Origin of the sequence: Microcoleus sp. D3_18_C2 (assembly GCF_036702395.1) — a bacterium.
Classification (GTDB): Bacteria; Cyanobacteriota; Cyanobacteriia; order Cyanobacteriales; family Microcoleaceae; genus Microcoleus.
The window spans coordinates 76,621-89,710 of sequence record NZ_JAUBTG010000022.1 but is presented as its reverse complement, the minus strand read 5'-3'; the positions used below and the strand labels follow the sequence as shown (position 1 = coordinate 89,710).

At 46.9% G+C, this 13,090-nt stretch carries 9 protein-coding genes; 2 read left to right on the top strand and 7 right to left on the bottom strand.

From position 1 onward, the window contains the following. Nucleotides 1–456 precede the first annotated feature (456 nt). The gene (locus QUA88_RS15545) at nucleotides 457–1,710 is read left to right on the top strand and encodes an S-layer homology domain-containing protein (protein ID WP_333272497.1); all 1,254 of its coding nucleotides are present in this window, start codon (nucleotides 457–459) and stop codon (nucleotides 1,708–1,710) included. 128 nt (nucleotides 1,711–1,838) lie between these two features. Here the strand turns inward: QUA88_RS15545 and QUA88_RS15540 are convergent, their stop codons facing one another. The 7 genes from QUA88_RS15540 to QUA88_RS15510 form a co-directional block, all read right to left on the bottom strand. Next, entirely contained in the window at nucleotides 1,839–2,348 is a 510-nt protein-coding gene (locus QUA88_RS15540; protein ID WP_333211565.1) for a pentapeptide repeat-containing protein, read from the bottom strand. Nucleotides 2,349–2,503: 155 nt separating this feature from the next. Further along, nucleotides 2,504–3,853, bottom strand: a complete 1,350-nt coding sequence (locus tag QUA88_RS15535; RefSeq protein ID WP_333057583.1) for an LCP family protein — start codon at nucleotides 3,851–3,853, stop codon at nucleotides 2,504–2,506. A 14-nt stretch (nucleotides 3,854–3,867) separates the two neighbouring features. Further along, a complete protein-coding gene (locus QUA88_RS15530; RefSeq protein WP_015175132.1) occupies nucleotides 3,868–4,215 on the bottom strand; it encodes a DUF6717 family protein in 348 nt (115 codons plus the stop codon). A 586-nt stretch (nucleotides 4,216–4,801) separates the two neighbouring features. Beyond that, nucleotides 4,802–5,977, bottom strand: coding sequence for an aminotransferase class V-fold PLP-dependent enzyme (locus QUA88_RS15525; protein ID WP_333057584.1), 1,176 nt, complete (start codon nucleotides 5,975–5,977; stop codon nucleotides 4,802–4,804). Between the two features lie 49 nt (nucleotides 5,978–6,026). Beyond that, on the bottom strand, nucleotides 6,027–6,632 hold the full coding sequence (locus tag QUA88_RS15520; RefSeq protein ID WP_333057586.1) for a molybdenum cofactor guanylyltransferase: 606 nt from the start codon (nucleotides 6,630–6,632) through the stop codon (nucleotides 6,027–6,029). A 159-nt stretch (nucleotides 6,633–6,791) separates the two neighbouring features. Continuing rightward, the gene (locus QUA88_RS15515; protein WP_333057588.1) at nucleotides 6,792–7,856 is read right to left on the bottom strand and encodes an anthranilate phosphoribosyltransferase family protein; all 1,065 of its coding nucleotides are present in this window, start codon (nucleotides 7,854–7,856) and stop codon (nucleotides 6,792–6,794) included. A gap of 196 nt (nucleotides 7,857–8,052) precedes the next feature. Then, a complete protein-coding gene (locus tag QUA88_RS15510) occupies nucleotides 8,053–9,027 on the bottom strand; it encodes a LysR family transcriptional regulator (RefSeq protein WP_333272492.1) in 975 nt (324 codons plus the stop codon). A 616-nt stretch (nucleotides 9,028–9,643) separates the two neighbouring features. Between QUA88_RS15510 and QUA88_RS15505 the strand changes: the two genes are divergently transcribed. Continuing rightward, nucleotides 9,644–13,051 carry a PAS domain S-box protein gene (locus QUA88_RS15505; RefSeq protein WP_333057591.1) on the top strand — a complete coding sequence of 1,136 codons (3,408 nt, stop codon included), beginning with the start codon at nucleotides 9,644–9,646 and terminating at the stop codon, nucleotides 13,049–13,051. Nucleotides 13,052–13,090 lie beyond the last annotated feature (39 nt).

Below are 13,090 nucleotides of genomic sequence, written 5' to 3'. Positions count from 1 at the left end.
TACAATCATGAGTTAGCTCTAGCCGATTAAAATTAAAACTTCTGATTATAACATATATCTTTTTTGCAAGAGGTCTATTAGTTAGTTGTCAGTAGTCGGTAGTCATTAGATAGTAGTCATTAGTTATTAGTTATTAGTCATTAATCTAGTCGAGTGAGGGCGGGCGCTCTTGGCACCGCCCCTACATATAAAGGCTCTGCATCCAGAACTCTATAATTTCAAGGTAGATAAGGGAGATAAGCAACATAAGGATTTTAAGGAATTTAAGCATTTTAAAATTACCCAATCACCATAAAAATATTTATTTTAAAAGACCGTATCTTCCCCGCACCATAAGTAAAATTCTTCAATAATGATTACATAACCGAGGGAAAGAGCAAGTTGGGCAGAATCAATCAGCCTATCAAAAGCTTAGTTCTCCTCAATAAAAAACTTGTGTAAATTGGAGAATCAAAAATGTCTGTATTACATCGCATTAAATCTGGTACATCTGTTTTATTAACACTGGGAACAGTTGCCGGAACCGCAGCGCCGATGCTAACTCCCGCGCCTGCTTTTGCTCAGACAGCTTTTTCGGATGTTAATAATAACTACTGGGCAAAAGACTTTATCCAAGATTTGTCAGAAAGAGGAATTATCAAAGGATTTCCCGATCGCACTTTCCGCCCGGATGCACCCGTAACGCGGGCTGAATTTGCGGCAATGATCCGTTCTGTGAAAAAGGCAAAAACCCGCGATGCTGTGAGGTTTGCCGATGTTCCGTCTAATTTTTGGGCAAGCGGGGCGATCGCCGAAGCTTACGAAATGGGATGGATGTCTGGCTATCCCGGCAATGTTTTCAGGCCGACACAGCAAATTCCTCGCGTTCAAGTTGTAGTCGCTTTAAATAACGGAATGGGCTATGAGCCTACGTGCGATTTTCAAGATGTTCTCAGCTACTATAATGATGCGGGTGAGATTCAAACTTATGCTGTCAAAAGCGTTGCTGCTGCTACTGAAAAACAGTTGGTTGTCAGCTATCCCAATCCTAAATCTCTCAAACCAAACAAGTCAGCAACGCGAGCTGAAGTAGCTGCTTTTATCTATCAAACATTAGTGAGTACCAATCAAGCAAGAGCAATTAATTCTCCTTACATTGCCAAGATTGATGTTAGCGAATCTGTTGCTGTGCAAATTCCCAGGGGGGTGACTATCCCAATCGAGTATGCAAAAGGCAAGATTTTGCTCGCCCCCAATGACAAATCTCCGATTACGCTGACTGTTGCTTCGGATATCACGGGTAATAATGGCCAAGTGCTGATACCCGAAGGCTCGAAAATTAGCGGCGAATTGCGATCGACTGCTTCGGGCGTTCAGTTTGTGGCTCAAGAATTAAGTATAATCAACGGCAGCAGAGTGCCTCTCAATGCCACTTCGCAAGTGATTACTAGGAAAGAAACTGTTACCAAGGGCGTTAATGTTGGTAATCTGGTTAAGAATACGGCGTTGGGTGCAGCAGCAGCGGCGGCGATCGCAGGTGTTACGGGCGATCGGGCGATCGCAACTGAAGAGGTGCTCGGCGGTGCGGGAATCGGGACTTTGATCGGGGTATTTTTGGGTCGAGATAAAGTCGATTTGTATGCTGTTAATCCCGACACCGATCTAGATTTGCTGTTGAATTCCGATTTGGTAGTTGGTACTGCCAGCACAGACATTTGTAGCGCTCGATAGAGCCGATAATGGGAAATTTCCTCAAACCCCTCGCCTTGCAGGAGAGGGGCTTTAATTTGTGTATTTCACTTTCCTACAGGTGCATCTAATCAAATAATTAGCCAGGGATTTTCTTTAAGTGTGAATTCCTACGGACATCCCAAACTTTCGCGAGTAGAAACTCCCGTCACGGGATTGACACCATCTGCTTTCTCGCACAGGAGAGTCACTTGATAAGCGTCGATAATCGCGTCAGTAAAGTCAGCGCCGGAAATTGCAGCATCAAAAAACCGAGTTCGAGTCATAATTGCCTCGGAAAAATTAGCATTTGTCAAATTAGCGCCGTCGAATGTAACTCTATCTGCCAAAGCGCCGGAGAGGTTGGCACCTGACAAGTTTGCATTCAGCAAAACTCCCTTAGTCAAAATCGCATTAGTTAAATCAGCACCTTGAAAGTTTGTTCCCCGCATTTCCGCAGCGACAAATGTTCCCCCCGCTAAATCAGAGTTGGAAAAATCGCGATCGGACAAATTAATATTTGTGTAATTAATATTTGTTTTCGGCAGGGCAAATGCCGGAGTAGCACTCAGCAGCACCCAGCCAAAAGCCAACACTAAACTTAAAACCAGGCTCAGGAAAATTCGGAAAACTCTTTTCATGATGATGGGAATGGGGAATTGGGCATAGTTGACTGTTGACTGTTGACTGTTAACTGTTAACTGTTGACTGTTGACTGTTGACTGTTAACTGCTGACTAATGACTAATGACTAATGACTAATGACTGATGACTCATGACTAATGACTCATGACTAATTAAAATCGCTTTACCCAATCTTCGCCAACGCGAAGCGTCAAGTCAGAATTAATTTCACCGGTAGAAGATGCTTCAAGTTTACCGCCGCCTAACTCTTTTTGCAGTAGATTCGCTGCCTCTAAATCGCCTTGCTGAACAATAATTTGACTTTGACGCTGCTTTTGGGGCGCATCCTGCACTACAGATACATTAAAAAATCCCTTTTTTGTGAGAAATTCAGCAACGTTTTTTGCGCTTGTCGGTTTGCTAGAAGCGTTTTGGACAGATATTTTGAGGTTTTTGGGCAACAGGGACTCGGTTGGGTTGCGAAATCGTCCTTGTTCAAAATCCGGCACGCTCTGGTTCAAGTATTGTGTCATAATGCGATCGCGCCCCAGCGCATCTACAATCCAATAACTCCTCAAATCCCCTGTTTCTGAACTAGAACGTCCAGGCAACATTACCATTTTAAAATTATCTCGCTCCAATTGCAAACCGAAATTGGCTAGCGTCAATATTTCCTCATAACTTAGGTTTGTATCCACATATTTTTGCATCAATCGAACAATTTGTGGCAAGCGCACCAATGCTGATGGACTTGCGAGGCGGTCCCGAATAGCTTGAATTAAAGATTGCTGCCGCTGAATGCGGCCAATATCTCCTAAACCATCGTTGCGAAATCGAGCAAATTGTTCTGCTTGTTCTCCGTTGAGAGTTTGCCATCCCTGGCCTAAGTTTATTTTTAACTTTTGGGCAGTATCTGTATAGGACATCGCGCGAGGTACAAATACCTCAACTCCGCCCAACAAATCGACTAATTCCCGAAACGCATTGCTGCTGACTCGCACGTATCTTTCAATTTTCGTATTGTTCAGCATACTGCTAACTAATTGCGTCGCCAAAGCTGCTCCTCCCGTAGCATTAGCTTCGCTAATTTTGCTGAATCTAATTCCGGGAACTTCGACTTTAGTATCTCGTGGAACTGAAAGTAAACTAATAGATTTATCTCTAGGTTCGAGGTGAAATAAGAGTATCGTATCGCTGCGGCCGTTAAATATCTTAGGGGAATTGGCAGCAGATTCTGGCATGGCGTCAATTCCCAATATCAAGATATTAACTGACCGCGACAGGCGGTATCCAGAGCGGTTGGAGGATAGATAGTCAAAGCCCGTCGCCTCTAATACTCTATTGATAATTGGCGGTTCCACGGGAGCTAAAAGGGCGGTAATTGCACCCAATGTAGCCGAGATGGCGGCTGTGAAAACTAGGAAAAATAGCCCCACTATATACAGGAAGAATTTAGGCTTTTTTCGAGAGATTTCAGCGACTGGTGTAACAAAGTCTCTTTTAAAAATTGACAAGTTTTTCATAGACTTGCTGTTGGTTATTGCAGTTTTTCAGCTTTGCAGTAAAACTTGGGCGGTGCTTCTGGGAAGTATTTGAACATAGCCGGACACAGCCAGCCTTCGAGATTTTTCGATTCCCACCGATACCAGTTACCGCCGTATTCTGCTTTCAACCACAGCATTTCTGCTTGATATCCGGGAAATGGATTGGCTGAAAATAAAAGTCGGAAACCTTGGGCGGCATTGGGAATGTCTGCGACAAGCGCGTTAATCATTTCGGGGACGCCCTGAACAAATGGTTCTCGGACAAGTCCGACTCGCTCGTCGTCAAAAACCCAGGTGTACTGTTCGCGATAGGGGTAAATTACCATCATGGCATTGGACATGGTATTCGCCTCTTTTCATTTCCTTTTTTTGTCTGCAAAAATGCAACTGTTGATACATTATATTCTGTGGCGCGGAAGTTGTGCGCTATCCGCTTTGACAACCCTGTTTTAACTTAGGAATTTTCGCGGGTTATTTACAAAGTTTATTCGGTTTTGGCGGATTGGCGAAGTTTAGGGCTATGGGGCTTTATATCTATTTTTGTGTTTTTTTTTATTTTATGTAATACCAATTCTCCAAACTCTTGCAACAATTATGAGTTTTTGGTTTGTTTACGCTCACGCTTCAGGTAAGGTGCGTCGCTTGGAGATTGTCGCTCTTTTTTAGGATTGGCAGGTGGCGACGCACCCTACAGCTACTGTTGCATGAGTTTTGAGAATTAGTATAAATAGTATCCCAATTAAACAGAAATAAAGGTGATTACTGCCAGGATTTTTACTCTTATGGTGCCTATTTGTATAACCATTACTACGTTTATAGTAAGGACAAATAGTCTGTATTCATCCCAACTATGAGAACCGACACCCTAACTACCAAACTATAACTATTTGTAGCTGGGTGTGATGTTTCTTTTCGGGAAAATCCCGCTCAAATTCTCGTCAGCTCAACCAGGGCATTAGCTAAATATTGATACTGCGGCAAAGTATTGTATAATTGAGCCGAAATCCTCACCAACTGCTTACTAGCATTCGGCCAAGGAATCACCGGAACTTCAATTTTAAAAATCTCCCACAGCGCCTCTTGCAAAGGTGGAATTCCTCCCTTTGCAACCACATCAGACTGGGAGTCTAGCAGCGGCACAACAGCCATCGAACCCACCATTTCATCAGGACAAGGTAGCGGCAAATCTAATTTGTCCGCCAATATTTTTCTTCCAGCCAATGCTAAAGCATGATTCTTTGCCATCAATTCCGGCCAGCCGCCGCTCAACAAAGAACCCATAAAATCAATAGCTACAGGCACGCACAAATAGGGGCTAGGATCGACTGTTCCCATCCAGTCAAATTCTAGTTGAAAGCGCGATTTATCAGCACGGGGCGAGTTAGCACCGTGACTGATTGTAGTTGGCCGAATGGCATTTTGTTTGTCGCGCCGCACGTATAAAAAGCCCGCACCTTTCGGCGCGCACAGCCACTTGTGGCAATTTCCCGTATAATAAGCTGCGCCAATTTCCTCTAAATTCAGTGCTACCATTCCCGGCGCGTGAGCTCCGTCTACCAATACATCCACGCCACGGTTAGCTAACTCGCCGACTAACTGTTTGATGGGAAAAATTAAACCTGTTTGGCTGACAACGTGGTCTAATAAGGCTAACTTTGTTTGCGGTGAAACGCACTTAATTATTGCTTCAATAACTTGGTCGGGTGACTCAATGGGAAAGGGGACTTCTGCTACTATTACTTTAGCGCCTGTACGCTCGGCTACAAAATTAAGTGTGTTGCGGCAAGCGTTGTATTCCTGATTTGTAGTTAGCAATTCGTCGCCCGGAGAAAAACAGAGCGATCGCAAAACTGCATTTACTCCCGTCGTCGCATTCGGCACAAAAGCCAAGTCATCCTCACTCGCACCGAGAAATGCTGCTAACTGATTTCTCGCATTATCCAACAAGGGTTCAAATTCCCGCAGTAAAAAGCGCAATGGTTCTCTTTCCAGTTGTTCTCGAAAAATGGTTTGCGCTTCGAGTACGGGAATCGGACAGGCCCCAAAAGAGCCGTGATTGAGGAAAGTTATATCGCGATCGAGCAACCAATATTGGTTAATCATTAGTAAATAGTAATTAGTAATTAGTCAGTTAACTGTCAACTGTCAAAAGTCAACAGTTACTCATTTTACCTTTTAATTGCTCAAACTCTTCTAATGTATTGCAATTCGATAACATTACTGCTTCTCGTTCCCCTACAGGTAAAGGGATTGCGGGTATTTGATTTAACCAAACTTGAAAGGAACGTCCTCCTTTGTCAATAAAACTTTGCAAGCTGGGCAGAGATTGTTGGCGGTAGAAGCCGCACAAAGGCTCCCAGCGCGAATTTTGATAAGGGACAACTGCTAAAGTTGATGGGGGAAACTCTGTTAACTGACTTGCCCAATTCTGAATAATCTGGGCATCCAACAAAGGCAAATCGCAAGCTAACAGTAAAATCCACTCGGCGGCAATTTCTGTCAATCCCTGAGTCAATGCAACCAAGGGCCCGGATCCCGGATTGTACTCTACCAGAAATTGGGATGTTTCGGTTAAGGTCGATCGATAGCGATCGGGCCAAGCAGTCAGAACATAAACTTCGGGGGTTACAACTGCGGCAACTTCCAACGCCCGCTGCAAGAGGGATTTGCCCTCTATTTCCAGTAGAGCTTTATCCCTACCCATCCGCGAACTTTGGCCGCCTGCAAGCACAATTACGGCAATTTTATGATTAGTCATTAGTCAGTAGTCAGTAGTCAGTAGTCAGTAGTCAGTAGTCAGTAGTCATTAGTTATCGCAAGAATTGTCTGTTTTGAACAGGCAAGATGCCTGTTCCACAATAATTATTGGAGATGTCTAGTAGTCAGTAGTAAGTAGTCAGTAGTCAACTGTCAACTGTCAACTCAAAACACTAACGGCTTGGCTAACTTCCTCAAGTTTTTGCACGACTTGACCCCGACTTAATAAAGTTTCTGCCTCAATCAAACCCGAGCTCATATCCAAACAAACTCCGCTGCGCCACAGATAAAATCCGCCATTCCAGATAGCGGACTGCATCACTTCTGAGGGTTTTCCAAGCAACACTTCCTGCATTTGTTTTAATAACTCAGAGGTTGATTCAAATGCCGGATTTGTGTTGCTAAAACCGTAATCTCCGTGGGCCAAAAGCAGTCGTTCAAACTCGGCATCCGGCTTAGCAATGCCGATAATCGCAGTACGATCGCGCGGCAAATCGCAGCTTCCCTCCAATCCTTTGACTGTGGTATAATTTTTGATTCCCCGCAAGTCAAAGGCTTTTTGAAACATACCTTCTGTCGGCGGGTGGACGTAGCCCGATATGACGTTAACATCGCCGGCACAGGGACACCACATCAACTCCATTGTCGAAAAAGGTGGCCGTTTTCCAATTTCGCGGCGGTAGGGCACTAAAGCGGCGGCTTGAGGAAAATGCTTGGGAAGGTACACAAAACCCAAACCCGTATTGTCAAAAACTTGCTGGACTTTTTCTAAACTCAGTTTTCTCCAGTCAACTCCCAAACCGCGCCAAATTTCAATCAGGGGAATGCCTTCCTTGGTTGGCATGGTATCCCCGCCGTGCATGAGGGTTGGGACGCCAGATGCGGCTAAAATTAGGGCGGTTATTGGGCTAATTGGAGCCGTGCGCGATCGCCCGTCGTAAGCAACGCCAAACACGGCGACGGTAGAGACGGAAAACCCTTTTTCTCGGTTTGGGGGGGCAAGAAGGGGCCCCAATTCTTCATAAGCATCGAGCATTCCCGCTAATTCTTCCCCAGTGGGCCGTTTAATGCGGTGGGAAATCATAAAAGCTCCTATTTGAGCTGGTGTTGCTTCCCCCAGCAGCATCATCCGCGTGGCTGCTGCTGCTTCCGAGCGAGTTAAGTTTTCTCCTGTGTGTACTCCGCTGCCAATTTTTCGCAGCAATTCTCTAAATGCGTCACTCATAACATTTGAAGTTGGTAATTGGTAAGGGGTAATTGGTAGTATTTGAACCGTTTTAAATTTAAATTTCAGAACTATCTATTCAAAATTATCGAATTATACCAGTTCCCAAAAAGAAGGCAATTGTTGGAAATGTCCAAACCCTTATTTCATCAGTCATTCCCAATCTAAAATATAAAATATAATATCTAAAATGGTATTAACTCCCTGATTTTTCTAGGTTGATTACATCAAATGGCGGCACAAATTCGCGTACCAAATTCCAGAAATGGGCGATCGGCGGAATTTGCATTCGATCGTGAGTTGTCACCAATACCACTTCGCGAGTCCAAGTGGGATCTGCGGCCAATTGACCGATCGTCGAAACCTTGGAATTTGAGAGCTCTGGGGCGATCGACCGAATTGCTAAAGTACGATCGCCCTTCGCCTCCACCAAAGCTGAATGCGGCAGCAAAGCAATCAATTCTCCCTGTCGCACCACACCCCGAAAAGCATCAAGAGTGTTGAGTTCCAAAACAGCATGAAGTTTAGCACCGATGCGTCCAAATTGTTCTTGCACCATCCGCTGCATTCCGTACCCGTCCTTAAACACCACTTGCGGGTAACAAATCAATTCCGGCCAAGGTACTCGATCGTACTGTGCCAGGGGATGACCCGCCGCCATCAACACCTCGATCGGCTCATTGTAGAGCACCTCAACCAACATTTCCGGGGCTTGAGTAAAATGGCGGTTGTTCATCACCACAGCGATGTCAACCAAACCGTCTTTGAGGACTTTCAGAGCTCGATCGCTCCCGAGGGCAGTCACTCGCAATTGCACGTCTGGATAGTCGCGGCAAAACTTTTGCAGCACAGGTGGCAAATAAGCAGCGCAAACCGAATGAATCGCCGCCACGCAGAGTTCCGGCTGCTTTCCTGCCCGTAAGTCTCCCAATTCTTCAGCAGCATTTCGCCAAGTCTGACAGATTTTGCGAGCGTGAGGCAGTAGGCATTCCCCTCCCACAGTCAGTTTCGCGTGGGCCGTGCGGTGAAACAGCGACAAACCCACTTCCGCTTCTAATCCCTGCACTTGGCGGCTAATAGTCGATTGGGTAACGCCACACTTCCGGGCCGCTTGCTGAAAGCTACCAGTTTCAGCCACTGAAAGAAATGCTTGAAGCTGCTCTAAGCGCATGGATGTTTCATTCGAGATGGTTTCAGAAATTTTACTGGAACATAATCTGTGACATTAACCGATGTAGTAGCAGAATTTAGTAGACTTTGATACAGGTACAGATTAGTTTTGATTCCAGCGCCAGAGGCGGGGATGCTGCGCTCTAAGCATCAATCTGCTCCGGCAGGATTTCTGAGCCTCCAAGTAGAGGTCGATTCTCCTATGTTGAAGGGATTTCTGAATCTGCAAACTTATCAAAAAATAGATTCAATAAAGATGAATTTATCGACTATTGCCAGTTGCTAGCTAAACCGTTTCACCCAACGGCACTTTAGTAATCTCTTCATCAAGCGCGCTCAATTGCTCTGTTTTTCCGTAAGTTGTGAATTCAAAAGATAGCATTGAATTTCGTACCTCCTTGGGAATTATAGTACCTCACTCTCCCTAAACCTCTCAATAAATGGACAAATATTTCAGGCAGGTTAGTTAAACCCTGCTGTGAACTTTCCTCCCCGGACTAAAGTCACTTTTGTTTTATGTTTTTTTGTGTATAAACTAGAAATTAGCGGGTCAGCAACACAAGTGCAACTAAGATCGATCGCACAGGAAAGCCGAAATGCTGCTCTTTATTAAGATTATGTCATTTAACCACAATTTTATTCCGCAAGATGGCTGTTGCCAGTGGCAACCCCAGTTGATGGGACTGCAGGTGGTCAGCGATGTGTTAATTGCCTTGGCTTATTATTCAATTCCAGCACTTCTGACATACTATGCCCGGAAGCAGCGGGACGTGCCTTTGAGCAAGGGGTTTATCCTATTGGGAGCCTGGTTTTTCTGGGGCGGGACAACTTACTTGATGCAAGTTTGGATGCTGGTGCACCCCAGCTACTGGCTGTCAAGTTCGATCGCCCCCGTTACCGCTATCATCTCTTTGTGGGCTGTAGCGTCCCTGAGACCTTGGATTTCTCAAGTGTTGGCTTTGGCTGGGGCGGCCTCTTTTCCAGGAAATACGGCGCTGGAATCTGAAAAGGTCGATCGACTGCAAGCCGACTCTGATATTACAAATTCCGTCCCCTCCCTCACAACCGAACTCCAGCAAATTAACCAGCAATTGCTTGCAGAAATAACGCAGCGAGAGCGAGTCGAGGATCTCCTGCTTGACACCGTAGGCAAGCTGCAAGAAAGCGAAGAACGCTTCCGCGTTTTTCAGGAATTATCTCTAGACGGTTTTAACGTGTTCCGCAGCATCCGCGACGAATCCACAATTGTGGATTTTGAATGGGAATACGTCAATCCTGCTGCAGCAAAAATTCAGCAGAGTACCCCAGAGGAATTAATCGGCAAGCGATTGCTGCAAGTGCTGCCGGGCCATAAATATAGCGGTTTGTTCGACAGTTACGTCCAAGTTACAGAAACAGGAATTCCCCTCGATACCGAGATTTATTACAACAGCGAAAGCGAAGGCATTGTCGGCTGGTTTCGGATTATGACCGTTAAATTGGGCGACGGCATTGCTATTTCTTTTGGCGATATTACTAAGCGCAAGCAAGTAGAAGCATCCCTGCGCGAGGCGCTGCAAAAACTCACTTCTCATTTTGAAAATACGCCCCTAGCGGTGATTGAGTGGGATGAAAACTTTCGTCTCAGCGGGTGGTCGCCGGCGGCCGAGAATATTTTTGGCTGGGAAAAAAGAGAAGTTTTAGGCAAGCATTTTAGCGACTGGAACTTTATTTCCAAGGGCGATTTGTCAGAGGTAGAATCTGCAATTTATAGTTTAAAAAAACCAGAAAATCGCTGCAATGTAGTTCGCAACAGCAATTATAATAAGAGGGGTTCGTTGGTACACTGCGAGTGGTACAATTCGGCTTTTTACAGCGATTCGGGACAGTTGGTATCGGTGCTGTCTCTGGTTTTGGACGTGACTGAACGCTTTAAGTTTCTGGAAGTGCTGCGACAGTCTGAAGAGCGGTTTCGGATTGCAGCAGAAAGTGCCAGTGATTTGATTTACGAATGGGATATCGAGACCGACATCGTGCTGTGGTTCGGTCACGTAGACGAACATTTGGAGTACGCAAAAGGCGGATTTCCGAGGACAAGAGCAGCTTGGAACAGTATCTTGCACCCGATCGACCGCGATCGAGTTTTGGTCGCAGTCGATCGGTATTTGAGTGCGCCAGACAGTTCTGCCGCCCCATTTTTTGAGGAATACCGCGTTCAGTGCCAACGGGGTGGCTTGCTCCATTGGATCGATCGGGGCAAAGCAGTGCTTGACAAACAAGGCAATCCCTGCAAATGGATCGGCGTAATTAGCGACATCACCGCTCGCAAAGAAGCCGAAGAACAGCGGAATTGGGCATTGGCGCGGGAACAGGCCGCTCGTCGCGAAGCCGAAGCCAGCGAACAGTTGTACCGCGTCCTCGCTGAAGCCATCCCGCAAATAGTTTGGACTGCCAGACCCGACGGCTGGCTCGACTACTACAACCAGCGCTGGTTTGAATATACTGGCTTGACGCTGGAGGAAACTCAAGGCTGGGGGTGGCAGCCAGTTTTGCATCCAGATGACGTGGAAGATGCTGTAGAAAGCTGGAAGACCTCGGTGCAGACGGGGAGGACTTACGAGGTGGAATACCGCTTTAAACGAGCCTCTGACGGGGCTTACCGCTGGCATCTGGGCAGGGCATTGCCCGTGCGGGACGCTGAGGGGAAAATTCTTAAATGGTTCGGGACTTGTACCGATATTGACGATCGCCAGCGATCGGCCCAAACAGCCTATTTTAACGCTCAAGCTTTGGCTTTGCTGTCGTCGGCTTCCCTGGATTACGAGAAGGCGCTGCAAGGTTTGGCAGATTTAACAGTACCGGGGCTAGGGGATTGGTGCTGTGTGCATTTGCTCGATGCCGACGGCTCGATCCGCTTGCAAGCAGTTGCTCACTCAGATCCGAGCAAAGTCGATCTGCTGTGGCAAATCGATCGGCGTATGCCACTCGACCCCCAGGGACGGCACGGAGTAGCAAAGGTGCTGCGGACTGGTGAGTCGAAGCTATACCCAGAAATACCGCAATGGGTGATCGAAGCAGTTGTCCCGGACAGGGAACTGCAGTTGGTGCTGCGCTCCCAATCCCAGGTGCTGTCGGCAATCTGCGTACCACTGATCGCTCGCGGGCGGACGCTGGGAGTGATTTCGTTGCTGTGCGGGGAGTCTGGCCGCCGCTGCGGGGTGGAGGATTTAATTTTGCTGGAGGATTTGGCGCGGGATGCGGCGGTGGCGATCGACAATGCGCGGCTTTACCGGGAAGCAGCGGAGGCCAACCGGATTAAAGACCAGTTTTTAGGAACGCTTTCTCACGAGTTGCGGACGCCTCTGAACGCGATTTTGGGCTGGGCCCAGATGTTGCGGCAGCGCCAGATGAGTGCCGAAAAAACGGCTGTGGGTTTGGAGACTATTGAGCGAAACGCGCGGTTGCAAACTCAGATGATTGAGGATTTGCTGGATGTTTCCCGGATTGTGAGCAACAAAGTGTGTTTGAAGCTGTTCCCGGTGGATTTGGTGCGGATTGTAGAAACGGCGGTGAAGGCGCTGATCCCTGATGCTGAAGCTAGGGGAATTGAATTGGTGAGTTTTTGTGGCGAAGGGGTGAGCTTGGTGAAGGGCGATGCTACTCGTTTGCAGCAGGTGGTGTCTAATTTGCTCTCGAATGCTATTAAGTTTACGCCGCCGTCGGGTCGCGTGGAAATCACGCTCTCGGAGGATGGGGAACCGGGAGCAGGGGGTGGCGCCATCTTGTCTGGGCCGTCTCCGGTTCACTCTGTTTCGATCGTTGTTAGCGATACGGGAATTGGCATCAGCAAGGAGTTTTTGCCCTTTGTGTTCGATCGCTTCCGCCAAGCTGACAGCACTTCTACGCGCAATTACGGCGGGCTGGGACTGGGGTTGGCGATCGTCCGCCATCTCGTGGAACTCCACGGCGGCAGTGTCTGGGCCGAAAGTCCTGGGGAAGGACTCGGCTCGACTTTCCGAGTCCGACTGCCAATTGAGCACAGCTAAAGTTGTGATTTTTCAGTTATCGAGTTCAAAATTCAATAT